At 41.5% G+C, this 25,401-nt stretch carries 22 protein-coding genes; 2 read left to right on the top strand and 20 right to left on the bottom strand.

Translation table 11 applies throughout. The features are described from left to right. Positions 1 to 77: 77 nt before the first annotated feature. Positions 78 to 1,112 carry a nucleoside recognition domain-containing protein gene (locus MUS1_RS11540; RefSeq protein ID WP_156924887.1) on the bottom strand — a complete coding sequence of 345 codons (1,035 nt, stop codon included), beginning with the start codon at positions 1,110 to 1,112 and terminating at the stop codon, positions 78 to 80. A gap of 129 nt (positions 1,113 to 1,241) precedes the next feature. Here MUS1_RS11540 and MUS1_RS11535 point away from each other — a divergent pair, with 129 nt between their 5' ends. Then, positions 1,242 to 1,730, top strand: coding sequence for an Lrp/AsnC family transcriptional regulator (locus MUS1_RS11535; protein WP_036162709.1), 489 nt, complete (start codon positions 1,242 to 1,244; stop codon positions 1,728 to 1,730). 77 nt (positions 1,731 to 1,807) lie between these two features. On the opposite strand, the gene MUS1_RS11530 is transcribed toward MUS1_RS11535, so the two are convergent. From MUS1_RS11530 to MUS1_RS11515, 4 genes are all read right to left on the bottom strand, one after another. Further along, on the bottom strand, positions 1,808 to 2,449 hold the full coding sequence (locus MUS1_RS11530) for a hypothetical protein (RefSeq protein ID WP_051436231.1): 642 nt from the start codon (positions 2,447 to 2,449) through the stop codon (positions 1,808 to 1,810). Positions 2,450 to 2,807: 358 nt separating this feature from the next. Continuing rightward, positions 2,808 to 3,605, bottom strand: coding sequence for a prolipoprotein diacylglyceryl transferase (gene lgt, locus MUS1_RS11525; protein WP_036162707.1), 798 nt, complete (start codon positions 3,603 to 3,605; stop codon positions 2,808 to 2,810). Between the two features lie 29 nt (positions 3,606 to 3,634). Continuing rightward, positions 3,635 to 5,920 carry a phosphoenolpyruvate--protein phosphotransferase gene (gene ptsP / locus MUS1_RS11520; RefSeq protein ID WP_036162706.1) on the bottom strand — a complete coding sequence of 762 codons (2,286 nt, stop codon included), beginning with the start codon at positions 5,918 to 5,920 and terminating at the stop codon, positions 3,635 to 3,637. Positions 5,921 to 5,939: 19 nt separating this feature from the next. After that, a complete protein-coding gene (locus tag MUS1_RS11515; RefSeq protein ID WP_036162704.1) occupies positions 5,940 to 6,458 on the bottom strand; it encodes an RNA pyrophosphohydrolase in 519 nt (172 codons plus the stop codon). Positions 6,459 to 6,593: 135 nt separating this feature from the next. Here MUS1_RS11515 and MUS1_RS11510 point away from each other — a divergent pair, with 135 nt between their 5' ends. Beyond that, positions 6,594 to 7,250: a histidinol-phosphatase gene (locus MUS1_RS11510; RefSeq protein ID WP_036162702.1), complete on the top strand. Its 657-nt coding sequence runs from the start codon at positions 6,594 to 6,596 to the stop codon at positions 7,248 to 7,250. Positions 7,251 to 7,369: 119 nt separating this feature from the next. Here the strand turns inward: MUS1_RS11510 and MUS1_RS11505 are convergent, their stop codons facing one another. The 15 genes from MUS1_RS11505 to MUS1_RS11435 form a co-directional block, all read right to left on the bottom strand. Next, positions 7,370 to 8,566, bottom strand: coding sequence for a class I SAM-dependent rRNA methyltransferase (locus tag MUS1_RS11505; protein WP_036162701.1), 1,197 nt, complete (start codon positions 8,564 to 8,566; stop codon positions 7,370 to 7,372). Between the two features lie 188 nt (positions 8,567 to 8,754). Then, positions 8,755 to 9,825, bottom strand: a complete 1,071-nt coding sequence (locus tag MUS1_RS11500; protein WP_036162699.1) for an ABC transporter ATP-binding protein — start codon at positions 9,823 to 9,825, stop codon at positions 8,755 to 8,757. 8 nt (positions 9,826 to 9,833) lie between these two features. Then, the gene (locus MUS1_RS11495; protein WP_036162696.1) at positions 9,834 to 11,498 is read right to left on the bottom strand and encodes an ABC transporter permease; all 1,665 of its coding nucleotides are present in this window, start codon (positions 11,496 to 11,498) and stop codon (positions 9,834 to 9,836) included. A 30-nt stretch (positions 11,499 to 11,528) separates the two neighbouring features. Further along, positions 11,529 to 12,602 (bottom strand): Fe(3+) ABC transporter substrate-binding protein, encoded by a 1,074-nt coding sequence (locus MUS1_RS11490; RefSeq protein ID WP_084035610.1) that lies wholly within the window; start codon positions 12,600 to 12,602, stop codon positions 11,529 to 11,531. 118 nt (positions 12,603 to 12,720) lie between these two features. Continuing rightward, positions 12,721 to 13,548: an HDOD domain-containing protein gene (locus MUS1_RS11485; protein WP_036162694.1), complete on the bottom strand. Its 828-nt coding sequence runs from the start codon at positions 13,546 to 13,548 to the stop codon at positions 12,721 to 12,723. A gap of 168 nt (positions 13,549 to 13,716) precedes the next feature. Then, positions 13,717 to 14,922 (bottom strand): UbiH/UbiF/VisC/COQ6 family ubiquinone biosynthesis hydroxylase, encoded by a 1,206-nt coding sequence (locus tag MUS1_RS11480; protein ID WP_036162691.1) that lies wholly within the window; start codon positions 14,920 to 14,922, stop codon positions 13,717 to 13,719. Between the two features lie 73 nt (positions 14,923 to 14,995). Beyond that, entirely contained in the window at positions 14,996 to 16,303 is a 1,308-nt protein-coding gene (locus tag MUS1_RS11475) for an aminopeptidase P N-terminal domain-containing protein (RefSeq protein WP_036162689.1), read from the bottom strand. Between the two features lie 34 nt (positions 16,304 to 16,337). Beyond that, on the bottom strand, positions 16,338 to 16,928 hold the full coding sequence (locus MUS1_RS11470) for a UPF0149 family protein (protein WP_036162686.1): 591 nt from the start codon (positions 16,926 to 16,928) through the stop codon (positions 16,338 to 16,340). Between the two features lie 83 nt (positions 16,929 to 17,011). After that, on the bottom strand, positions 17,012 to 17,854 hold the full coding sequence (folD, locus tag MUS1_RS11465; RefSeq protein ID WP_036162683.1) for a bifunctional methylenetetrahydrofolate dehydrogenase/methenyltetrahydrofolate cyclohydrolase FolD: 843 nt from the start codon (positions 17,852 to 17,854) through the stop codon (positions 17,012 to 17,014). Positions 17,855 to 17,971: 117 nt separating this feature from the next. Then, positions 17,972 to 19,696 carry a single-stranded-DNA-specific exonuclease RecJ gene (gene recJ / locus MUS1_RS11460; RefSeq protein ID WP_036162680.1) on the bottom strand — a complete coding sequence of 575 codons (1,725 nt, stop codon included), beginning with the start codon at positions 19,694 to 19,696 and terminating at the stop codon, positions 17,972 to 17,974. 70 nt (positions 19,697 to 19,766) lie between these two features. Continuing rightward, positions 19,767 to 20,873, bottom strand: coding sequence for a GGDEF domain-containing protein (locus tag MUS1_RS11455; RefSeq protein ID WP_036162677.1), 1,107 nt, complete (start codon positions 20,871 to 20,873; stop codon positions 19,767 to 19,769). A 131-nt stretch (positions 20,874 to 21,004) separates the two neighbouring features. After that, a complete protein-coding gene (locus MUS1_RS11450; protein ID WP_036162674.1) occupies positions 21,005 to 21,724 on the bottom strand; it encodes a 16S rRNA (uracil(1498)-N(3))-methyltransferase in 720 nt (239 codons plus the stop codon). Positions 21,725 to 21,811: 87 nt separating this feature from the next. Next, positions 21,812 to 23,197 (bottom strand): threonine synthase, encoded by a 1,386-nt coding sequence (thrC, locus tag MUS1_RS11445; RefSeq protein ID WP_036162671.1) that lies wholly within the window; start codon positions 23,195 to 23,197, stop codon positions 21,812 to 21,814. A 13-nt stretch (positions 23,198 to 23,210) separates the two neighbouring features. Then, a complete protein-coding gene (locus tag MUS1_RS11440) occupies positions 23,211 to 24,512 on the bottom strand; it encodes a homoserine dehydrogenase (RefSeq protein ID WP_036162668.1) in 1,302 nt (433 codons plus the stop codon). Between the two features lie 145 nt (positions 24,513 to 24,657). Beyond that, complete coding sequence (locus tag MUS1_RS11435; RefSeq protein ID WP_051436230.1) at positions 24,658 to 25,377, bottom strand: thioredoxin fold domain-containing protein; 720 nt, start codon at positions 25,375 to 25,377, stop codon at positions 24,658 to 24,660. Positions 25,378 to 25,401 lie beyond the last annotated feature (24 nt).

Here is a 25,401-nt window from a genome sequence, read left to right as displayed (position 1 = left end):
AAAACCCAAAGCGGCGAGCTATTCTTGAAATCTAAGATTAAGCTTGCCGCTTTTTATTTGTATTAGGATCTTTATTACTACTCACTAGGCCTTGATACAGCACTATTTGAGTTTCGATAAAACCAAGCGTATTGTTTCTCCGAAAGTCGATTCATAAGGCGGGCTAACAAAGCGATAGCAATGATACCAAAGGTAAGTCTTAGCCATAAAACCGTAAATAAATCCGCGCCCATAAGCAGCATTAACAAAGTATCTTCAATCAAACTGTGAGATAGACCTAAAAATGCCATGGTTAAAAAGATATCTTTGTTATCAATATGGCCCGTCTTGGATTCACGAATCAAGATGCTGCCACCAAATGACAAGCCTAACGTAAGTCCAATAACAACAATGTTTGATGCCTTCGTACCAATTCCAAGTAAACGCAATAAAGGTGACAATAAAATATGAATAATTTTTTCAATACCAAGATAATTTAATATGCGAATAATAAGCGTTAATATAGCAATAATAATCAATGCAGCAATGAATGTTTGGCCTTGCATCACCAACCAACTCACCCAATTTGATTCGTGACTATCTGGCTTCCACAGAGTATTAATGGGTGTTTGTAGTACATCGAGCGCACTGTAGCTATGATGCAATAAAAAACCAAACAACATAGCTCCACCTATACGCAACACCAAAGTAAACCTGAGTTTTGACCCTACTGCTTTTGCGATCGCAGCTTCTATAGGTAAACCATGAGAAACCAGCATCATGGTGCACAATACGCTAACCTGAGCAATCGTTAGTTGCTCAGCACCACCTAATTGATAAAAAATAGCCATCCCTGCATATAAATTACTGCTCATAGCAGTCACCCAAACTAAACCCATTTCTCCCGGCAACCCGAACCAAACCATAATAGGGCTAATCGATTCACCTAAAATACTTATCCAACCCAATAGCTCAATGATTCTTACTACCAGCAAAATTGGCACCATAATTTTTACCAAGCTCCAAAATATACCTAGTACGTCAAACACCCAACGCCCTATCGCAGTTTTCTCACACTGATAAAAGAGAGCATCTGCAATATGGTTAATTTTGCTATGAAGGTAACGAATCATCTGATTGCCTATGAATGATAATGTAATTAAAGAAGAATTAGATTAGCAAGATACAAAATAATTAATGCTTTATATTCACGATTTGAGAAACTATAATTTCTTATACCTTAATTTTAAGAAATATAATTAATGAAACTACATCCAATAGATATTCGTATTCTAAAAGAGCTGCAGCAAAACGCGGATCAAACGAATTTAGCATTAGCCGACAAAGTCGGTTTGTCAGCTCCTGCATGTTTAAAGCGTGTGCACAAACTAAAAGCAGAAGGCATTATAGAACGCGTTGTTGCAATTGTTTCTTCGAAAGCCATTGGCCGACGTTTAAACATGGTTGTAGAAGTAAAAATGACCACAGATGACCTTGCCATTGCCAATCTATTTATTGAAGCGGTCAATCAGTCGCCTGAAGTAAAGCAATGCTATAAGGTAACGGGAGAAGTGGATTTTGTATTAATTGTGAATGTAACGGATATTTTTGAATACGAAGAGTTTTGCCAGCGAGTCATTTACGCCCAGCCTTGTATGAAAAAATTCACAACATTACTCAGCTTACACTGTACAAAGTTCGACCTTTCGCAAGGTGGTTTATCATCTATTTACAACACACCCAAGACTTGAGCTCACACTACGAAATCAAACAAAAAGGCACCAACAAGTCATCTTGTTGGTGCCTTTTCTCAACCGTAAAGATTAATTCATTTCTTAGAGAACTTTTCCATAAGGCTATCAGCCAGCTCTACGTTTTTATTCTCTTGCAATGCTTCTGCCGCTACTCTTAACGCTTTCGCATCACTAATAAGTAGGTTTCGATCTGAATCAAAGTAATCTTCTGGAAGATTTTTCTTTTGCTCTGTTCCCCAATAGCGCAACATCTCAGCAATCATCTCATCGTCTAACTTAAGCATTTTTTGAACACGATCTGAGACTTTACGATATTTTTTAGCCTTCAAATCGTCACGATTATATTGACGCCAAATCTTAAATAGCTCTTTGTAATGACCTTTGTATACCGAAGCAGGAACACATGATTTCATCAACAGTTTTTCTGCTGCCAAAACCTTTCCTTCCTTCTTCAATTGCATTGCTTTTTTATAGCCTTCAAGTAACTCTGCTTCAGTTGGAGCGACTGGTTCTTTATCTTGTAATATTTCAGTTTCCGAGGCTTTAACTGTCGGTTCTTTTGATGTTTTTGGTTCTGTAGTCGCTGGAACAACAAGCTCTTCCGACTTTACAACAGGCTCTTCATTTTCAGAAACAACGTCATTTTTAATTTCTTCAGGTGATTCTGTTGCAGGCTTTTTCACTAATTTGCTTAGAAGCCAATTCCATATATTCATTAATATCCCCTTAATAACCTTAAAGTTTCATTTAATAGCGAAAATTGATTGTGAAAAATTGATTCGTGGTGAAATGTAGACGTACCAATCAAATCGCATTTTAATTGACGAAATAAGGTCGTTATTGCTTATGAAAATTGAAAAACTCAATACAATTATATGAATCTTCTGTTGTTTTTTGCAACTCTAGAGCTCTTATTGTTCATTCTATAACCTCTTTTCAAGATAACTAAATAATAGCCATTCTTTAGAATTGCAAATAAGATGGTGAGATTATAACCAAATACTGCTTCTATGGAATAAAAAACCAACTAGGTCTCTGGCCTTTTTAGTGCCACAAAGTTGTCACTTCAACATTCTAGTTTTGTGGAAACTTCTTAAATTTGAAACCAGCAATAATTAATGCAATGCCACCAACAACCATAGGAAGTGATAAGACTTGCCCTTGCGTCACCCAGTTAAATGCTAAGTAACCGATTTGAGCATCTGGCTCTCTTACAAATTCAACTAAGATTCTAAACAGTCCATAGAAAAGTAAAAACATGCCAGAAACACAATAGCGTGGTTTGGACTTTTGCGAGAATAACCAAAGAATACAAAACAGCGCAACGCCTTCTAAAGCAAACTGATAAAGCTGAGAAGGGTGACGAGCCAGCTGCAATGGATCATTTGGAAAAACCATAGCCCAAGACACATCACTTGGTTTACCCCATAGTTCACTACCAATAAAATTTCCTATGCGACCTGCACCCAATCCAATAGGAATGAAAGGCGCAAGGAAGTCAGTAACATCAACAAGGTGTTTGTTATAGCGGCGAGCAAAGAAATACATGGCAGCGATAACACCAAGCAAACCACCATGGAAAGACATTCCTCCTTCCCAAATACGAACCATAACAAGAGGATTATCAACAAAAGCAGGAAATTGATAAAAAAGAATATAACCAATTCGTCCACCCAATATAACGCCCAGTGCACCATAAAAAATAGCATCACTGACCATATCCGGTGCCCAAAGACCATTGGATCGTTTCGCTCGATACATACCAAGTACATAGGCACTCGCAAAACCGATTAAATACATGATGCCATACCAATGCACCGAAATCGGCCCTATAGATATAGCAATAGGATCAACTGCTGGATAAGAAATCATAATTTAAAAGCGAACCTCAGAAATAGACATTAGTTTTCGTTTGTTTTGGCAGGACGAATCAAGCGCTCGATATTCGCTTCACGCATAAGCCGTGTCATGGTCTGTGTGACCGCTTCTGCATGAGATAGTTTCATGACTTCGTTTAACATATATTGTGCTTGTGCCATGGAAATATTTCGTATGACAGCTTTCACTTTAGGCAGGCTCGTCGAGCTCATAGATAATACATCGTACCCCATGGCCATCAATAAAATAGCGCCCATGGGATCACCTGCCATTTCACCACAAACGCTCAGGCCAACACCCTCGCCTCTTACTTGGTCGACAATGCTAAATAAAGCACGCAGAACAGAAGGATGAAAAGAATTATAAAGATCTGCGACACGCGGATTATTTCGATCTACTGCTAATAAATACTGTGTCAGGTCATTACTACCAACAGACAAAAAATCAACCAATTCAGACAATTCTTTAACTTGATAAACTGCGGCCGGAATTTCTATCATCACGCCCACTTTAGGCATTTTGACGTTATAACCTTCTTCTTTTATTTCAGCGTAGCCTCGACGAATCAAAGCTAATGCTTCTTCCACTTCAGCAACATTGGAAATCATGGGAAGCATGATTTTTAAATTATGTAGGTCTGCACTGGCTTTAATCATGGCTCGAATTTGCGCCATAAAAATTTCCAAATGATCCAATGTTACTCGGATACCACGCCAGCCTAAAAATGGGTTTGCTTCGTTTATTGGAAAATAAGATAACGCCTTATCACCACCAATATCTAAGGTTCGAACCGTTACCGGTGCTGGAGCAAAGCCTTCTAACTGCTGACGATAAATAACAACTTGTTCTGCTTCAGTAGGAAAACGATCTCGTACCATGAAAGGTACTTCAGTTCGGTAAAGCCCAATCCCTTCTGCGCCACGATCCAGAGATCTCGCCACATCAGCCGTTAACCCTGTATTTACATACAAAGCCAAACGATAACCGTCTAGTGTTTCACAAGGCAAATCTTTGAGCGTCTCATACTCTTCTTCTAACAAACGCTCTTCATCAACGATTTGCTGATAATTTTCGATTAATGCTTCAGAAGGATAGGTATAAATTTTTCCCAAATAACCATCAACAATCAGATCGACTTTATCTAATTGAGCATAAGGTAAATCAAGCGCGCCCATGACAGTCGGTATACCCATCGCACGTGCCAAAATAGCCACATGAGAGTTACCCGAGCCCATGACAGATACAAGACCTTTAATTTTGTCGATTGGTATTTCGCCCAACATAGACGCAGTAAGCTCTTCACCAACAATAATCGATGGCTCGCTGAATCTTTCAACAATATTCGGCGCTTTTTCTTGGAGATGAGAAAGGATGCGACGTCCAAGATCGCGAAGATCCGAAGCTCGTTCCCGTAAGTACGGGTCATCCATACGGTTAAACTGGCCAATATGAGCCAAAATAACGTGGCGTAATGCGCCCTGCGCCCAATTACCTTCTTTGATCTTTTTGACAACTTCCCCAGCAATAGAATTGTCATCCAATATTTTCAAATATACATCGAACAGCGCTTTTTCATCTGCAGAAAGATGTTGGCTGATTCGATTACTCGCACGTCGAATGTCTTGCCTTACAGCCTCAAGTGCTTGATAGAAATCTTGAATCTCTTCGTCAAAATCAGTAGTACGTCGATCTGGAATAACATCTAGATCAGCAGGAGGAAAAACCACCACACCACGACCAATCGCTACGCCAGAGCTTCCTGGAACGCCTTTGTAACGAAAGTCGAAACCTTTCGGCGCTGTATTAGCATTAAGGTTCGCAATGGCTCCTGTCGCTTCAGCGTGAGCAATAACACCTGCTAATTGAGCCGACAGAGTAATAAGAAAGGCTTCCTCCCCTTCATCAAAACGACGTTTGTCTTCATGCTGAACAACCAACACGCCCAAGACTTGACGATGATGAATAATAGGAACACCAAGAAAAGAACGGTAGCGCTCTTCTCCTGTACCTTGTAAATAATGGAACGAAGGGTGAATGTGAGCGTCTTCTAAGTTAACAGGTTCGGCTCTTCGTCCGACCAAACTCACCAAACCTTCGTCAGACTTTAGACTAACTGTTCCGGCAACATCCGCATTTAAGCCACGAGTTGCCATCAAAACATATTCGGATGTGGAGCCATCTACCAAGTAAATCGAACACACTTCTGCGCGCATAGACCTACGGACACGTCGGACAATAATATCCAACGCCGCCGGTAAAGATTCCGCCGCAGTAACTTCTTGTGTAATTCGCCTTAGCAAATTTAGCATAGCTCTCCTATTGTCTTAATTAGCCGTCACATTGATTATTCGATGAGTTTACCACTTTTTCCAAGCGACGATGTGCGCTCGGAATAAGCTCTTTCAAAGCTCGACGATAAACATCTTTTTTGAACGCAACAACTTGACCAAGTGGGTACCAATAACTTACCCAACGCCAACCATCAAATTCAGGGCATTCTGTTCCATCTACGCACACTGAAGCATCGGGGCAACGAATAGACAGAAGAAACCACTTCTGCTTTTGCCCAATACATAAAGGTTTACTGTTGTGTCTTAACATGCGTTTAGGAAGACGATAACGCAGCCAACCTCGGGTTTTACCTATAATTTCAACCTGATGAGGATCAAGCCCTACTTCTTCTTTAAGTTCTCGAAAGAGTGCTTCTTCAGGTGTCTCATCGGATTTAATACCGCCTTGGGGGAACTGCCATGCATTTTGCCCAACACGTCTTGCCCAGAGAAGTTGTCCACGCTCATTCATCAGTATGATGCCCACATTCGGTCTGTATCCGTCTGCATCAATCACGAGCCATCACCTTCTAATATAAGAATAAATTAGATTCATTGTTCCATAATTCGCCCATCTGCACAATTAAGACTAATGTTATTTATTGTCGTCAGAGCTATAATCCATGCATATTTGAAGAATTGAGGACAGCTTGTGACACTCGCAATATTTGATCTAGACGGGACTTTATTAAACGGCGATAGCGATTACACTTGGGGACAATTCCTTGTTGAAAAAGGCTTAGTCGACACCCAAACCTATAAAGACGCCAACGATAATTTTTTTCTACAATATCAGGCTGGCAGCCTCGACATTCAAGAATACTTAGCATTTAGCCTAGCGCCTCTAACACGATTTTCTGGTGCTGAACTGATAGAGCTCCATGCCACCTTTATGAAAGAAAAAATACAGCCAATGATGCTAAAAAAAGCAACAGATTTGCTACAACATCATAAGAATCAAGGTCATTTCTTACTGATGATAACAGCGACCAATCAGTTCGTTACAGGCCCTATTGGCGAAGCATTGGGCATGGATCATATCATTGCGCCAGTCCCAGAAATCATTAATGACCGCTACACAGGCAAAACCGTAGGCATTCCAAGTTTTCAAGAAGGAAAAGTTACACGCTTAAATGACTGGCTAACTGAAACAGGGTATTCAATGGAAGGCAGTTACTTTTACAGTGATTCACGCAATGACCTGCCACTACTAGAACTTGTTACTCATCCTGTTGCGGTTGATGCTGATGAAACGCTGACTAAAATAGCCGAAGAACGTGAGTGGCCTCACATTTCTCTACGTGACTAGATACCAGCAAGCACAGATTAAAAAATGCCAATAAAAAAGCGCGATTGAAAAACTTTCAGTCGCGCTTTTTTTTAACAATAAGATTTTTTAACAATAAGGTCCTTTAAAAAACAAAGTCGTTATAAACCCATATTATTATGAATGCGATAAAACAGAGCTTTTAGATACTCAGTCTCTTCAATCGCAGGATGTACTGGATGATCTGGCGCTTGAGTACCGCGATAAACCAACTGAGAAAATCGCTCTAACTGACGACTATTACTACGAACAAGATCATGTAAACGTGCGGTTTCAAGATGCATAGAACAAGACGCCGAGACAAGAATACCGCCTTTCGCAACCAATCTCATCGCTAGCTGATTCGCTCGGTGATAAGCCCCCTCGCCCGCTTTAATGTCTTTACGACGAGCAATAAATGCAGGCGGATCCATAACAACAACATCGAAACGCTGCTTATCTTCAATCAAAGAAGACATCGCCTCAAAAGCATCCCCATGCATGAGGTTAGAAACCCCTTCATATTGATTCAGTTTTAAGTTTCCATTAACATAATTTAGTGCACTTTCAGATGCGTCAATAAAAGTGACATCCGTTGCGCCTGCTGAAGCGGCTTGAACTCCCCAGCCACCAACATAAGAGAAAACATCTAGAACGCGTTTGCCGTCACAAAAACCTTGCATAGTTTTGCGGTTTTCACGGTGATCATAGAACCAACCAGTTTTCTGTCCATCCCAAACAGGCGCTTCAAATAACACGCCATTTTCTTGTAGGAAAACCGTTTCTGGTACCGTACCGAAGGCTTCCTCTACGTAAGTTTCCAACCCTTCGATCTGACGCATTTTCCCGTCGTTTTTCATCAAAATAGCCGTTGGCTTAATGACATCTTGCAGTGCTTCAACGATTTCGCTTTTAACGCGTTCCATTCCTGCTGTTGAAATTTGCACAACAATAATGTCAGCAAAGCGATCCACAACCAAACCAGATAAACCGTCAGAATCACCGAATACCAATCGATAATATGGCGCTGGATAAGTCATCTCACGCAATGACAAAGCAATCTTAAGGCGATGAACCAATGTGGATTTATTCAGCAACGTATCCGTACTACGGCTAATTAAACGACCACAAATCAGCGTATTTGGGTTTATCGTGGCAATACCAAGCGGTTTCCCTTGTGCTGTTTCGACAACAACCTGATCTCCTGGAGTAAATTGCTTTAATGGTGTCTCAGAGGTGTTTACCTCGTTGCTGTAGATCCATTGATGCCCAGCTCGAAGACGGCGATCAGCCTGGCCTTTTAGTCGAATAACGCTCAAAGTTTTCACCTAGTATATTTTAAAAAAACGCTATTATAGAGACTCTAGAGTCAATTGCCATTTATTAAGGAAAGTTACACAACAGAAATTGCTCAGCTATATATTACTTGGCTTAAATTACTTCCTTCTAAAAAAAGGCAAACAATCTAAAAACCAAGTGATCTGGAAACCAAGAATAGTACGGAAGTTTATTCGCGGGGAAACATAACCAAATGATCGAGATGAACACTCAGTCCAATCTCTTGACCAACAGCATGATCATGATGGGAAGAAGCAAAACAATAAACCACTTTGCCAGAAGACAATTTCACACGATATAAAAAGTGTGAACCTCTAAATAACTTACTAACAATTACCCCCACAAACTCACTATCATCATCATGTAGAATATCATCAGGACGAATCAATAAATCTACTTTGGTATCATCCGCAAAACCGTGGTCTAAATCGCCGTGAATGTTACCCAAAGCAGAATGCACACAATTTGCTCCACACACGGTCGCAGGTAGAAAATCGCCATGACCAATAAAACTGGCAACAAAGCGAGTCTCTGGCTCATGATAAATTTGATACGGTGAGCCTGTTTGATGAATCACCCCAGCATCCATAACAAACACCTGATCCGCCATGGAGAAGGCTTCCATTTGATCATGAGTGACCAAAAGCGCACTCATTTTTTCATGTTGTAATATCTTACGAATATCTGGAACCAACTCTTCACGCAACTTAGCATCAAGACCAGAAAAAGGTTCATCCATTAATAATAGCTTCGGTTTCGGGGCAATGGCACGAGCTAACGCGATTCGTTGCTGCTGACCACCGGATAAAGAGTGCGGGTAACGCATTTGAAAGCCAGACAATCCCACTAATTCGAGTAAATAAGCGACTCGCTCTTCTGCGCTTTCTTTTGGCCAAGCGGATAATCCAAAAGCAATATTCTGGGCAATAGTAAGATGGGGAAACAAAGCAATATCTTGAAATACCATACCTATTTTTCGATGCTCTGGATTCATGCCATAAGAAGGCGTAGAAATCACCTTTCCATCCATCTTAATATCACCAGACATTAAGATTTCAAACCCTGCGATTGCTCGCAACAAAGTCGATTTACCGCAACCACTTGGTCCAAGCAAGCAACCGATTTGCCCTTCTGATAATTGAAAAGAGGCATTTTCGACAACGACACTCCCACTATAACCAACCGAAACATTGGTTAATGTCATTACTTTTAACACTTCATGAGGAGGTAACAACGTCATATTCAATCCTAGTTCGAATGCTCAATACGTGAAGAGATAGAGCGACTCAACAAAATCACTGGCACCAAACCCACCAGCACTATCATCAAAGAAGGAGGCGCTGCATCGATTAGTCTTTCATCAGATGCCAATTCAAACGCCCTAACCGCCAAGGTGTTGAAGTTAAATGGACGCAATACCAAGGTGGCAGGTAACTCTTTTAAAACATCAACAAACACAATAAGTAATGCTGTTAATACTGAGCCCTTAAGCAGTGGCATATGAATTCTTTTCAACACCTTCGCTGGTGATAAACCAAGAGAGCGACCAGCCATATCCATGCTGGGTTTAATTTTACCAAGACCATTTTGTACAGCACCAAGAGAAACAGCCATGAAACGAACCGTGTAAGCAAACAAGAGTGCAAACAAGGTACCAGAGAAAATCAGACCAACATTTTCACCCGTATAATATTTTATTAAATCAATCAGTCTATGATCTAACCAAGCCAAAGGGACAATGGTTCCGATCGCAATAATCGTTCCTGGCAAAGCGTAACCTAATCCTGCGATACCAACAGACGCCCTCACGCTACGATCATTATTTAACCGTATGGCATAACAAAGCAATAGAGATAAACTGACTGCAATTAACGCCGCCAAAGCAGCAAGATAGAAAGAGTTCCACGCCAATTGAACGAAATCCCACCCAGGCAATTCTGCCTTAAATAGCGCCCAATAGATCAACACTCCCACAGGGAGAATGAAGCCAAACAATACGGGTAACCAACAAAATACAGTCGTCAAAATACCTCGACTACCTTTCAGTTCAATTCGCCGATTGGTTGCCTTGCGTAATCCGGATGAGTGATAACGAATACGATGTCGAGAATAGCGCTCTAATAAAATCAAAACCGCCACAAACAGCAAAAGCACACCCGCTAATTGTGACGCAGCCGCTATATCGCCGAAACCATAAAAAGTCCGCAAGATACCCGTTGTGAAGGTGTTTACACTGAAATACTGCACCGTGCCGTAATCAGCGAGGGTTTCCATTAACACTAAGGAAAGACCAGTCACAATAGCAGGGCGAGCAAGAGGAAGGGCGAGTTTGAAAAATGCTTTTTGGCTTGAGTAACCAAGCGTACGACTGACTTCAAGCGTGTTTGCTGATTGCTCTAGAAAAGCCGCGCGGCTCATTAAATACACATACGGATAAAGAACCAAGGTCAACATGACAATGGCACCACCAAGCGAACGAACCTCAAAGAACCAATATTCTCCGTAGCTCCAGCCAGTCACATCACGGATGAAAGTTTGTACTGGTCCAGCAAAATCAAACACGCCAGTATAGGTATAAGCGATAATATAAGCTGGCACTGCCATAGGAAGTAACAGTGCCCAAGATAAAAACTTGCGACCTCTAAACTCACACATACTGGTAAACCAAGCACATGGCACACCAATAGCAAATGCACCAAAGCCAACACCAAGCATTAACAGCAAGGAATTTTGTACGTAATCAGCTAAGACAGTATGATAAAGGTGTCGCCACACTTCACCATCGCCAATGAGGACATTTACTAAGACAACCAATATAGGTATCGACAAAATCGCTGCAATAAAAATCGCAGCGATCTTTAGCCAATTCCAATTGGGTTTTCTAGCGAAACTAGAGTGTGTTGAATCAACCATCAATAATAGCAGCTCATATTAAAAACGAAATTATTTCCAACCACCAATGTCCATTAACTCAACTGCTTCGCGATTGTTTTCACCTAGTTTGCTCAACGAGATAGTGTCAGCTCGGAACGTACCAAATGGCGCCAACATTTCTGGTGCGCTGATACCTTTTACAACTGGGTATTCATTATTAACATGAGCGTACCATTCTTGTGACGCGTGACTGGTCAAAAACTCAATTAACAAGGTCGCATTTTCAATGTTCGTTGCCGATGCGGTAAGACCTGCACCACTTACATTGACATGTGCTCCACGCTCACTTTCACCTTGGTTTGGCCAAAATAACTTCACGCTGTCATAAACTTTTCGCTCAGCTGCATCACTACTTTGTCCAAGACGACCGTAATAATAGGTGTTCGCTAAAGTAACATCACAAACACCTGCCGAAACGGCTTTCAATAGATCAATATCGCCACCAAAAGGAGGGCGTGCTAAATTCGACACTAAACCTTTAATCCAAGCTTGAGTCTTTTCTCGACCATCCGCTTCTAACATAGAAGCAACCAAAGATTGATTGTAAATATTTGCGGACGAACGTACGCAAATACGCCCCTTCCATTTTGATGTAGCTAGATCTTCGTAGGTTGAGAAATCTCTCTCGGAGACCTTTTTGGGATTATAAAAAATTACACGAGCACGTTGAGACAGGCCGAACCAATAACCATCGCTATCGCGTAAGTGACTAGGAATATTAGCATCTAGTACGTCACTTTGAATTGGCTGTAGAACACCGGCGTCTTTCGCTCGATGTAAACGCCCAGCATCAACAGTAATGAATAAATCAGCTGGGCTTGCATTACCTTCAGCTCTTAATCGGCTCAACAAGGCATCTGCCGATCCTGTGATCAGGTTTACAACAACATCATTTTCTTTAGAAAAATCGTCTAACACTGGCGCAATTAAAGATTCTTTACGTGCAGAGTAAATATTTACTTCGCCTTTCGCCTCTACACTTGTAGACACAAGCAAAGTTGACGCTAACGCTATAATCCCAATCCCACTAAAAATCGATTGTCGATCCATCATATCGACTACTTTACGTAACTGCACTGACATATAAACCTTCCACAAACGATGGTTCTCTGTGCATAAAAAATCTAGAGGAACCAACCAGAAAAATGAGACAAGAAATTAACACAACAACAGGTTGAACACTAGCGATTCTCATTCAATATCAATCAAGTATCTGATTCAATTCGTCGCTAAGAATCAGTGCATCGTCTAACTCGTAAATAATGCCTTCAGATAAACCAGCTGCCGTTGCAACAGCCATCGGGAAACTTTCTCGAACCAAATCCGAGTCTCGATCATTACGGATACAGGCATTAAGATAACAAGCGAGGTTTAGTACACAAGCAAGCGGCTTAGGCTCACCATCCGCAAACGGACGTTTATGATGCTGCACCGCATCGCCTAAATTTTCAGGAAACTTCCACAAATCCATCAAAGCTTTACCAGCATCTTGAGAGGTAAAACCCAATAAATCCAATTCGGCCTTTACTCTTCCCGCTTTACGGTTTGCAACCAAGGTGTTAATTTCTTTCGCGGTGTCTGCAGCAGTCAAATGCAATAATAATCGACCAATATTATGAACAATACCGACTGTAAATGCTTCATCCGCTTCAACTAAAGGTGTGCGTTTCGCAAACCATTGAGCCAGTTCAGCAACACGAAATGAATCAGCCCAAAACTCAGGCAACACAATGCCATCAACTTTCGTCACAGAATTAGAGAAGCCAGAAGCAATCACTAGGGTTTTTAGTTTATCAATTCCTAGTAATACGGTTGCTTCATCAATCGATGAAATTTTTCTAGAAAGGCTAAAATATGCCGAGTTCACAACTCGCAAGACTTTTAATGAAATTGTCTGGTCATGGGAAACGCGCTCAGTAATATCTGAGTACTTCACATTTGGATCGCTGAGTAGCTGAATAAGCTCACGCACAACATCGGGAACATTAGGCAGCTTATCGGTTTGCTTAAGAAGATCCTGAATTTGCATACCATCACACCTTATATTTTGTTTATTAATCAATGTCTCATTGTACAGAAGGGTATGCCAGCAGCCATTATTTTCAATCGAAAATAAGTAGCGTTTTGCAAACAGCAAAATACCTCTTCCATAATAAACTTTTAAAAAGCCTTCATAAATCAGAAAGCATGAGCTGCATTATGAAAAAGAAGCCAATCCTGCGGCACGGGCTATTAATTTCTTCTTCAGAGAGGCATTACAATCGAAGCTTTTCATACCAGTATTTCGAAGCTCTACAATCAATGGATGCTGAGTTGAAAATAAACGTTTAAAGGTCTCCATTCCTGCCGCCATTCCAATATTGTCTAGCATACGAGCCCGTTGATAACGCCTTAAAACTTTGCTTGCACCGAGGTTTTCACCTCGTTTATGCGCCTTACTCAAGACATCAACCAAAGCCTTAACATCGGAGAAACCTAAGTTTGCGCCTTGGCCCGCCAAAGGGTGAATCGTATGAGCCGCATCACCAATCAAAGCAATGCCTGATTTAACGTATTCTTTAGCATGTCGTTGACGCAATGGAATCGCTTGTCTAGAGCGAGTAATAGCAAGTACGTCAAAGCGCTTATTAATGGCGTAATGTACACGACGACAAAAGGCATCATCAGATAATACTTTCAAAATGGCCGCCTCTTCAGGAGGAACACACCAAACAATTGAGACAAAATGTCTACCCCCAACCGCAGGCAAAGGCAAAAAGGCCAAAACACCTTCTTCACCGAAACTTTGCCACGCGGTATTATTATGTGATTGATCAATTTCAATCGTAGCAGCAATCGCGGTATGACCGTAATCCCATTCCACTGTTGCAAAGTCATTTTCTGAACGAAGTTTGGAACCACCACCATCTGCTGCAATCAAGACTTGCGACTCTAGCCGGTCGCCTGATTCTAAGACCACTTTCGAACCAGTCTCACTTAATTCATAAGACGCCAATGCATTATTGAAATACAGGTCGATACTTTTATTCTTCTGTATTTGCTCCATCATTTGCTGACTTAAAACGGTGTTTTCAACAAGATCACCCAATTCAGACATAGCCGCTGAACCAGCATTAAAGTCGATATAACCTGATCCAAGGCCATCCCAAACGACAATATTGTCATAGGAAGCGATTCTTCCTTGTGGAATATTTTGCCAAACGTCAGCGGATTCTAATAAAGCTTTTGACTGACTGGAAATGGCACTTACTCTGGCGTCATAAGCAGGCGGTGTTGACAGTGTGTAATCACCACTGTGTTTATCAATAAGTGCAATTCGTAAAGAAGATTTCGCCAAAAGTATCGCCGATAGTGCGCCAACCATTCCAGCACCGACTATGATCACATCGTACGATTTAGCCATCTTTGCATTACTCCAGTCTGTTGTTTATTCGACTCAATAACTTTTACATTCAATAACGTTTACATTCAATAACCTAGTGACTTTGAGCCATTAAGGCTTCAATGTCTTTGATTTCTTTTGCTAGGCCATGAGTTAAAACATACGGGCCTTCAGTACGAATAAGCACATCATCTTCAATTCGAATACCGATACCTCGCCATTTTTCATCGACAGACTCGTTATCGGCAGAAACATACAAACCCGGTTCAATGGTTAATACCATACCCTCTTTAAGCAAACGAGATTCACCCGCTACTTTATAAGCACCACAATCATGAACATCCAACCCCAACCAATGCCCTGTATTATGCATATAAAAATCTCGGTATGCCTTGCTTTCGATCAGGAGGTCGACGTCACCGCTTAACAAACCATGAGTCACCAATCCCTCTGTTAGGGTTCGAACCGCTGCGTTATGGCAGGCTTCGTAAGGTGTACCGACAGTTAACTGTTTCATACCCGCATGATACGCATCTAACACCACTTGATACAAAGCAGCTTGAGGCTCACTAAACTTACCATTCGCAGGAAAAGTACGAGTAATATCAGCTGCATAACAACCTAGCTCAGCCCCAGCATCGATAAGAATTAAATCACCGTCTTCAATAAGCTCATCGTTCTTAATGTAATGCAAAACACAAGCATTACTTCCTGACGCTACAATATTATTATACGCAGGCTGACGTGCACCGGATTTCATAAAGACGTAATTCAATTCCGCTTCTAACTGATATTCCATCATGCTAGGACGAACCGAACGCATTGCTTGCTTATGAGCTTCCACGCTGATTTGTGCAGCGGCCTCCATAATGGCTATTTCTTCTGCGTCTTTGCATAAGCGCATTTCAGCAATCACAGGACCAACGTCCGTAAATTGTGTTGGAGCAATCGCACCTGCTCTTGCACGAACAGACAATGCATCACGCCAGCCTGCAATTTTTTCACGTAAAACGCTATCATTGAATAAGTAGGCAATATTGGTTGTGCCATTTAACGCCGTCATCGCCACATCATCTAATTGATCAAGGTCTGCAGCGTCATCCGCGCCAAAGCTTTTTATCGCACCTTCTGTACCAAATCGAAAACCTTCCCATTGCTCTTTTTCTGGGTCTTTCGGCAAAGTAACCAAGGTCATATCACCATCAGCACCAATGACTACGTAAGCGCTTGGCTCTGAAAAACCAGTCAGATAAAAGAAACTACTATGAGGTCGAAACTCATACTCACAATCATTATTACGAGTCGCCAACCCACCAGTACGAATAACAACCACACTGTTCTCAGGCAAAGATTGCATCAAACGCTCACGGCGCGCTTGGTAAGTTTGAGTATCAATTTTCATAAAATGTCTCTCTTTCAGCGGTCGGTACACATTATTAATGTAACGGATTTTTCTTCGTATGATCGATATTAGGGTTCACATCATGATGCTCTGTGTACATCATCATGGCAGACAACCGAACGTATTCAACCAATTCGGTTAAGTCCGCTTCATTATCATTGTTTTCTTCTAGCATTCTCATTTCCGCTTGCATGCCGGAAATATTGGCAAAGTCACGAAGGATTTGTTTTGTTTCATCAGAAAGCGTATTTTTCTGTCCTGACAAGCCATAACCAGCCAAGAAACCATGCGCCCATTGGGACAAGGTCACACCTCTTTCACAAAGCTCAGCATCATCATCTGAAATACTTGGTACAAGCGCATATTCACCGTTTTGCAACAAGGTCAGTGTCGCTGTATAAAGTTCAACAATTGCCGCACGACTGGCTTCTTCTTTCCAACCTTCTATATCGCAAAATTCAGCAACCATGATTAACCAGTCTTCTAGCGGTAAAGCCACACCGGAAGCAAGATAACCACATAATTGACCATGCAGCTCTGCAGGTGATGCAGTAATCGATTCGGAAACAAAAACATCTGCAATTAAATCAAAGTCCAATGCATCTTTTAACATTTCTGTGGACATAAGCTGTCTACCTACTTTTATTCAATTCGTTATAAAAAAGAAGCCGCACCTAATGGCGCGGCTTTTCGTTTCAATCTTAACAATTAGCCTAATTGCTTCAGGCCAGACTCCAACGTTTGTAAAATCAGAGTATTAATCGTCATTGGACCCACACCACCAGGAACTGGCGTATAAGCAGCAACGCGTTCCGTTAGTGGAGCTAATTCGATATCGCCAACACCACCTGGGTGATAACCGGCATCAACAACCACTGCGCCATCTTTGATCCATTCTGCTTTAATAAATTCTGGTTTACCCACAGCTCCAACCACCACATCGGCTTGTTTGATTAAGTCTGCTAGATTCTGAGTGCGAGAATGACAAATAGTGACAGTTGCATTCGCGTTCAGCATCATCATTGCCATTGGTTTACCCAATATAGGACTACGACCAACCACAACAACATGTTTACCTTCTAACTTCACATCGTATGCTTCAAGTAAACGCATAATCCCTGCTGGTGTTGCCGCACCATAGGCTGGTTCTTGCATCGCCATACGACCAAAACCAAGACAAGTCACACCATCTACGTCTTTACGAGCTTCAATGGCATCAAAACAAAGACGCTCATCAATTTGCTCTGGCACAGGGTGTTGCAACAAAATACCATGAACATCAGGATTAGCATTCAGCTCTTCGATGGTATTTAGTAATTCTTCTGTCGTGGTACTCTCAGGTAGCTCAATTGCTCTCGAATCCATACCAACTCGACGACAAGCATTGCCTTTCATTTTCACATAAGTCGCTGACGCTGGATCAGCACCCACTAAAATCGTTGCCAAAATAGGCGTACAACCAGTACGCTCTTTAAGCTCAGTAACTTGAGCCTGTAGGCGGTTTTCAGTTTCTTTGGCGCAAAGTTTGCCATCAAGAACCAATGCAGTCATGAAAGAGCTCCAGTAATAATAGAGTGATATATGAGGGAGGGACATTGTACCCCAAGTTTTGATTCGATAGGCAGTGCCGAGCAAAATTTGTTATTCAAAATTACAGTAAAACCTACCTTATGCAGGCTCTAAATAATCCACAAGAAGCTGTAAGTTACGCTGCCCACGAAATTCATTGATATCCAATTTATACACTAGGCGAATTTTATTCGCTGTATTATTGGGCCACTTTTCCAAATCCACAAAGAAGCTAATCGCATCCAAAAGAAGTCCACTGTTTGGTTCACGCACCATGAGTTTTAGATGCTTTTCTCCCACCAAACGCTGTTGAAGTACATCGAAAATGCCATCGAAAACAGGCTCTGGAAAAGCTTGCCCCCAAGGGCCAGATAATCTCACCTGCTCAGCAAAACTTAAGCTAAAATCTTCTGCTGCAAGCGGCCCATCAGTGAGCAACTTCGCCTCTAATAACTCAGGTGTTACCCATTCAGTAATAATTGCGTCGAACGCCAAACGAAAGGCCTCGTAATGAGACTCTCGAATCGTCATTCCAGCAGCCATAGCGTGACCGCCAAACTTACTCAACAATTGAGGATAACGTTTAGCCAATAAATCCAGGGCATCACGAATATGAACACCAGCAATAGAACGGGCCGAACCTTTTAACTCGTCTTCACCCACTCGAGCAAAAGCAATGACTGGACGATGACATTTATCTTTCATTCGAGAAGCTAAAATACCAATAACGCCTTGATGCCAATCAGCATCATAAAAGCAGACACCATTTGGTATTTCTTGCTCATCGTCCAACAAGTCTTCCAAAACAAGCTCTGCCTGCTCTTTCATGTCCGATTCAATGGCTTTGCGTTCACGGTTAAATTGATCAAGCTGTTGAGCATATTCACGAGCCTGATGTGGGTGAACCGAAAGTAAGCACTCAATGCCAATAGACATATCATCAAGTCGCCCTGCGGCGTTTAGTCTTGGGCCAACAGCAAAGCCTAAATCGGATGCTTTGAGCTGCGTATGATCTCGGTGCGCAATATCCAATAAAGCCAAAATACCTGGCCGCGCCAAGCCTGCTTGAATACGCTTAATCCCTTGTTGTACAAGGATGCGATTGTTCGCATCCAGTGACACAACATCTGCGACTGTACCTAAAGCCACTAAATCCAAATAATCTGCCATTTTAGGCTCTGGGATATGCTGTTCGACAAACCAATTACGTCGGTTCAACTCAGCCCGCAAAGCCGACATAACATAAAAAATCACCCCAACACCGGCTAAATTTTTACTAGGAAAGCCGCATTGTGGATGATTTGGGTTCACAATCGCATCTGCTGCGGGCAAGGTATCGCCTGGTAAATGATGATCTGTTACGACCACCTTCATTCCATAGGATTTAGCCGCCAAAACACCATCGATACTGGCGATTCCGTTATCGACAGTGACTAAGACAGCTGGCTCCTTTTCTTTGGCTACCTCAACAATTTCTGGCGTCAAACCGTAGCCAAACTCAAATCGATTTGGTACTAGGTAATCTGGTGCAATGGCACCCATGGCTTCTAACGCCAAAATACCAAGACTGGTACTGGTTGCACCATCGGCATCGAAATCACCAACAATTAGGATTTTCTGACCTGCTACAATAGCATCCGCTAAAATACTGCCTGCAGTCGCAAGATCAAACAAAGAGTCTGGTCGTAATAAATGTGGGAGACGGTAATCTAAATCCGCTTCAGACATAACGCCGCGAGCCATAAAAACTCGCTGCAGTGTTGAGGACATACTGTTTGGAAAATGATTTTCTTCGGTAGGAACGATCCGACGTTCAATGCGCATATAAGATCTCGAGAATCAAAAAAATGAATCGAGAAAGGATATCACGAATCCGAACATCTATTAAAAAATGCTAATCCGTGCAAACTTGGTTACGACCAGAATGCTTTGCACGATATAATCGATTGTCAGCTAAAGTAATTGCTTCTCTTAAGATGACAGATGGAGTAGTACTTGCAACGCCCACACTAAGCGTGACATTAAAGACTTGGCCTTCATAAGAAAACTTATAGCTTTCTATACGTTTGCGTATCAATTCTGCTAGTGCATTAGCTTCTTGAATGTCACCTTCAGATAGTGCCACCAAAAACTCTTCTCCACCCCAACGCGCAGCAAAGCCGTATTCAGGTAAAGATGTTTGAATGATCTCTGCTATTTTCATTAGTGCATAATCCCCTGCATCATGACCGTATTGATCATTGACACGCTTGAAAAAATCAACATCTGCCAATAACAAATGAATGACTTCCTGCTCTTTGATCTCTAGACGCTGCAGCATGCCTCGGCGATTTAACAACTCAGTTAAACTATCAATATAAGCCAGCAACTTTAACTTTCCTGTTTTCTCCTTCAATTCATCATTAAAGCGAGACATGGAATATTCGTAAATGCCAGATAAAAAAATCACCACCATAAAAGAAAATAAAATTCTAGAAGGTAATGTTTCATGATACCCAAATTCAGAGAAATAATTATCAGTAAAAAACATAACAATAATTAAGGCAATGGTGAAAACCGCTAATTCAATTAAGCCTTGTTTCATTCCATGTAAAAATAAAGAAACCGCAGGGACACAAAAAATCCACACATGGCCTGTACCGTTCATACCGCCAGTATAAACAAGATAAATCATCAAGGCATAAAGGGGATAAATAACAAAACTACCAGAAAGGGAATGGTTGCGGGAAAACCGAAGAAAAACATGGTTTATCGCATATAAAACAGCAATAAAGACCAAGCACCACCCTAATGTGGTTTTACCTGTAAAAAGAGAAATAATGCCCAGCGGAAGCGTAAAAAAAACACCAACTATGGTAAATAAATTAATAATAAGAATCCGGCGAGCATCTTCAGAAAAAGACACCTCTTCGGTTCCAACATAAAAGAACGTCAACCAAGCTGATTTATTTTGTGTTTTGTTACTAGGCTTTTCAGGCTTAGTTTTATTTGAGTTGCTCATAATATCGACCTAAAAGCTATCAAAACTATCAAAGCTATTTGATAATTAACATTACACCAAAACACAAATGGACTCTCTTAATATTACCCAATTATTACAAATTACAACATTAAACCATCCTAAAAAGATCGCTAAGCAGGATACAAACGAGACAAGAGCACAGGCACAACAGTTTCAACTTTCAATATTCGTTCACCTAAATGAACAGACTCCATACCTGCTTCTAGCCATTTCCCCACTTCAAACTCGTTCCAACCACCTTCAGGACCCAGTGCCAAAACACAGGGCTCTTGAATATTAATAGGACAAGATTTTGCTAAATAAGGATGGGCCAACAACCCTACTTTATCTTTTAAAAGGTCAGGCAATTTATCTTCAACAAATGGCCTAAAACGAGGGATTAACGACCATTTTGGCATTACCGTGTCTTTTGCCTGTTCAAGCCCCTCTAACAATGACAGCTCAATGGATTCCGTCTGTAGAACAGGACTTTGCCAGTAGCTCTTTTCCACTTTCGCAGAATGGATCAAATACAATTCTTTCACGCCCATCGCGGCAATATTACTTAATGTTCTTTTCAACATTTTAGGTCTTGGTAACGCCATAGCCAAAATAATTGGCAGAGCATCAGGCGCGGGCGATGTTAAGCTTAATGAGTGTATATAACCAAGCTGATCATCGGTTGGTGGTTCATAAACCCCTTCTCCTATTTTCCCATTTAATAATCCAACTCTTAATACATCACCCTGATTTGCTTTAATGACTTTAGAGATATGCGTCTGTTGTCGAGCAGACAAGGCAAATTGGTCAGGCTTAAGAGAGAGATTAGGATCAAGTACAATTAAATTCATGGGAAAGTCGATTATCAGCAATGGTTGATAGGGAATACAAAAACGGCCAATCTATGATTGGCCGTTTCATTAGTTCAATAGACGTAATCAGATGTGTTCAGCAACAAAAGCTTGAACATCGCTCAAACTATTATCTAACACTTCATAAGACTCTTCACGTTCGAAAAGTTCTTTCATATGTTCAGGAAGTTTTGGCGTTTCACAACCAGCTTTCTCAACTGCTTCTGGGAATTTAACCGGATGCGCTGTTGCCAAAGTAATCATAGGGACGGACTTATCTTTCCAACATTGACGAGCCGCTTCAAGGCCAATCGCTGTATGTGGATCAAGCAGATACTGAGTCGATGCAAAAACATCAGCGATGACTTCACACGTCTTATCATCATCCACTTTATAACTGTCAAAATTGCCTTTCACAAATGACCAAGCTTGATCGTTTAAAGACACATCACCTTTATTGAATCTTTCCATCAAATCATCAATGGCTGCACCATCGCGACCATGTGCATCAAACAACAAACGTTCAAAATTACTGGATACCATGATATCCATACTTGGAGACAAGGTAACGTTCAACGATTGACGACTCATGTCATTCTCAGCAATCACACGATGCAAAATATCATTCTGGTTTGTTGCAACAACCAACTGATCGATTGGCAAGCCCATTTTCTTAGCAAGATAACCCGCAAAAATATCGCCAAAGTTACCCGTCGGAACAGAGAAAGACACTTCACGGTGCGGTGCCCCAACAGACAATGCAGAAGAAAAATAGTAAACGATCTGAGCCATAATACGAGCCCAGTTTATTGAATTTACTGCCCCTAACTTAGCGCCTTTTAAAAAGCCTTGATCTGCAAAGCTGGACTTAACCATACCCTGACAATCATCAAAATTTCCTTTCACTGCAATGTTAAAGACATTGTCGTCAATCACAGTTGTCATTTGACGACGCTGCACTTCAGAAACACGCTCGTAAGGATGCAAAATAAAGATATCTAGACGCTCTGAGTGACGACAACCTTCGATGGCGGCAGAACCCGTATCGCCAGAGGTTGCACCTAAAATCACAAGTTTTTCTTTGCGCTCAGATAAAACGTAATCCATTAGACGACCGAGCAATTGTAATGCAAAATCTTTAAAAGCCAATGTAGGACCGCGGAATAGCTCTAAAATCCATTCGTTATTGCCCACTTGAACCATAGGGGCAATAGCAGAGTGATTAAAGCCAGCATAAGCCTCATCGATCATTCTTTTAAATTCGCCTTCAGGAATATCACCTTCCACAAAAGGCCACATCACTTTAAAGGCCAATTCTTGATAAGAAAGATTCGCCCATGAAGCAATCTCTTCTTTGCTATAATGGGGCAGACTTTCTGGCACATACAAACCGCCATCATTTGCTAAACCAGCCAGTAAAACATCACCAAAAGACAACGCTGGCGCTTTGCCTCGAGTAGAAATGTATTTCATATCGTATTCTCTCTTACGCCAAGTTTTCGACACGGATTCGTTGAACAGTACCTGCAACATCCGGTAAGGCTTCAATCGCAGCAATCGCTGCGTTCATATTGCGTTCTTTTACGTCGTGGGTCATGACCACTAAAGGCACCAATTCACTGCCTTCGCGCTCTCGCTGAATCAATGACTCAATGCTGATGTCATTATTCGATAAAATTTGTGTGATATTCGCCAATACGCCTGCACGGTCTTTGATCGTCATGTTTAAGAAGAAACCACATTCAATTTCTTCAACGGGCAAAATTTGTACCGCGGACAAGGCATCCGCTTGGAACGCCAAATGCGGTACGCGATTGGTAGGATCTGCGGTCAAGGTGCGCGCTACATCTATCACGTCAGCAATAACAGACGAGCCAGTTGGTAACGCACCGGCGCCTGCGCCGTAAGTCAGAGTTGGCCCGACCACGTCACCTTGCACCATAATAGCGTTCATCACCCCGTTAACATTAGCCAATAATTGCTTGTGTGATATCAACGTTGGGTGAACACGCAATTCAATACCGGTTTTGGAGCGACGCGCAATACCTAAGTGTTTAATGGCGTAACCAAGATCATCGGCAAACGCCACATCTTCGGCTGTAATTCGACTGATGCCTTCTGTGTATGTTCTCTCAAACTGAAGAGGAATACCAAAAGCGATAGAAGCGAGAATCGTAAGTTTGTGAGCAGCATCGATCCCTTCCACGTCAAACGTAGGATCTGCTTCGGCATAACCCAATTCCTGAGCTTCTGCTAAAACGTCATCGAAATCACGCTGCTTTTCGCTCATTTCAGAAAGAATAAAGTTTCCTGTGCCGTTAATAATACCAGCTAACCAATCAATTCGGTTTGCAGATAAACCTTCACGTAAAGTTTTAATAATTGGAATACCGCCAGCAACTGCCGCTTCAAAAGCAACGATAACACCTTGTTCTTGGGCTCTAGCAAAGATTTCATTGCCATGTTCAGCAATAAGCGCCTTATTTGCTGTAACAACATGCTTGCCGTTTGCAATCGCTGTCAGAACCAATTCTTTAGCAACCGAAGTGCCGCCAATCAATTCCAGTACAATATCAATCTCTGGATTATTAACAACGTCGAAAATGTCACGTGTAACATTCATACCTGTGGTGTCACACATATCGTTATCACGACGAGCACCAATTTGCTCAATCACAATACTACGGCCAACACGTCGTGTAATTTCTTCTGCATTATTCCGAAGAATATTAAAACTACCGGAACCAACAGTCCCTAGCCCACAAATTCCGACTTTTACCGGTTTCAAAACAATACCCCACAGTGATGATTTAGTTATTCTAAGTAATCTTATTAAATATAAAACAGATTGATTATACCGCTAGTGCAATGCAAAACCCAACGCACAAAAGACTGAAGTAGACCTGTGCTTGGTAAAATATTTCACGATAAGGCTATAACCCAAGACGTTTAACCAATTCAACTGCTGGCAAATACCCAGGTAAAAGTGTGCCATCGCCCAATACAATACTCGGAGTGCCACGCACACCAATTTCGCCACCTAAGTTATATTGATCCGCAACAGGATTAACACATTTATTTTCTGGGATTGCTTCGCCTAACTTTGCCTCAGAAAGCCACTTTTTAGGATTGTCAGAACACCAGACACTCACCATTTTCTGATAGGACTCAGAACCAATTCCTGATCTAGGGTAAGCCAAGTAACGCACTGTCACACCAGAATCATTAAGCTGGGGAACCTCTTTATGAAGCATACGACAATAAACACAATCTACATCAGTAAAGACAGTAATATGAGCCTTCTCATTCTCAGCCTTATAAACAATCATATCTGACTCTGGTAACGCTTCAATTTTGGCTAGCTTGGCTTTTTCTGTTTCGTTCTCAAGCGCATCACCTTCTACGCGATAAAGGTCACCCGCAACAAAATATTTACCATTTTGTGTCACATGCAATACCGGCCCACCTTTAAGTGCCACCACATACAACCCAGCACTTTCATGTAGCACAGCACTTTCTATTTCGTATTGAGGTAAAGCAGCTCGCACTGAAGATAAAACATCAGATTCATTGGCAAGGATTGCATTCGAGAACAATAAAAACACTGTACCCAGAGTGACTTTACGGGACAGTAAAAAGAAAATTTTATTCATGAAGAACCTCAATGAGAAAAGTAA

Origin of the sequence: Marinomonas ushuaiensis DSM 15871 (assembly GCF_000521805.1) — a bacterium.
In the GTDB taxonomy this organism is placed as follows: domain Bacteria; phylum Pseudomonadota; class Gammaproteobacteria; order Pseudomonadales; family Marinomonadaceae; genus Marinomonas; species Marinomonas ushuaiensis.
Note: the sequence above shows the minus strand (reverse complement) of the source record. Positions and strands in the feature narration are given on the sequence as shown.

What these genes read in the sequence shown, in the direction of transcription:
- MUS1_RS11540 (WP_156924887.1), bottom strand. Translation starts at nt 1,112, where the DNA reads ATGATTCGTTACCTTCATAGCAAAATTAACCATATTGCAGATGCTCTC.
- MUS1_RS11535 (WP_036162709.1), top strand. Translation starts at nt 1,242, where the DNA reads ATGAAACTACATCCAATAGATATTCGTATTCTAAAAGAGCTGCAGCAA.
- MUS1_RS11530 (WP_051436231.1), bottom strand. Translation starts at nt 2,449, where the DNA reads ATGAATATATGGAATTGGCTTCTAAGCAAATTAGTGAAAAAGCCTGCA.
- lgt (WP_036162707.1), bottom strand. Translation starts at nt 3,605, where the DNA reads ATGATTTCTTATCCAGCAGTTGATCCTATTGCTATATCTATAGGGCCG.
- ptsP (WP_036162706.1), bottom strand. Translation starts at nt 5,920, where the DNA reads ATGCTAAATTTGCTAAGGCGAATTACACAAGAAGTTACTGCGGCGGAA.
- MUS1_RS11500 (WP_036162699.1), bottom strand. Translation starts at nt 9,825, where the DNA reads ATGACGTTGTTACCTCCTCATGAAGTGTTAAAAGTAATGACATTAACC.
- MUS1_RS11495 (WP_036162696.1), bottom strand. Translation starts at nt 11,498, where the DNA reads ATGGTTGATTCAACACACTCTAGTTTCGCTAGAAAACCCAATTGGAAT.
- MUS1_RS11490 (WP_084035610.1), bottom strand. Translation starts at nt 12,602, where the DNA reads ATGTCAGTGCAGTTACGTAAAGTAGTCGATATGATGGATCGACAATCG.
- MUS1_RS11485 (WP_036162694.1), bottom strand. Translation starts at nt 13,548, where the DNA reads ATGCAAATTCAGGATCTTCTTAAGCAAACCGATAAGCTGCCTAATGTT.
- MUS1_RS11480 (WP_036162691.1), bottom strand. Translation starts at nt 14,922, where the DNA reads ATGGCTAAATCGTACGATGTGATCATAGTCGGTGCTGGAATGGTTGGC.
- MUS1_RS11475 (WP_036162689.1), bottom strand. Translation starts at nt 16,303, where the DNA reads ATGAAAATTGATACTCAAACTTACCAAGCGCGCCGTGAGCGTTTGATG.
- MUS1_RS11470 (WP_036162686.1), bottom strand. Translation starts at nt 16,928, where the DNA reads ATGTCCACAGAAATGTTAAAAGATGCATTGGACTTTGATTTAATTGCA.
- folD (WP_036162683.1), bottom strand. Translation starts at nt 17,854, where the DNA reads ATGACTGCATTGGTTCTTGATGGCAAACTTTGCGCCAAAGAAACTGAA.
- recJ (WP_036162680.1), bottom strand. Translation starts at nt 19,696, where the DNA reads ATGCGCATTGAACGTCGGATCGTTCCTACCGAAGAAAATCATTTTCCA.
- MUS1_RS11455 (WP_036162677.1), bottom strand. Translation starts at nt 20,873, where the DNA reads ATGAGCAACTCAAATAAAACTAAGCCTGAAAAGCCTAGTAACAAAACA.
- MUS1_RS11450 (WP_036162674.1), bottom strand. Translation starts at nt 21,724, where the DNA reads ATGAATTTAATTGTACTTGATCCTAATCTCTCTCTTAAGCCTGACCAA.
- thrC (WP_036162671.1), bottom strand. Translation starts at nt 23,197, where the DNA reads ATGAAATACATTTCTACTCGAGGCAAAGCGCCAGCGTTGTCTTTTGGT.
- MUS1_RS11435 (WP_051436230.1), bottom strand. Translation starts at nt 25,377, where the DNA reads ATGAATAAAATTTTCTTTTTACTGTCCCGTAAAGTCACTCTGGGTACA.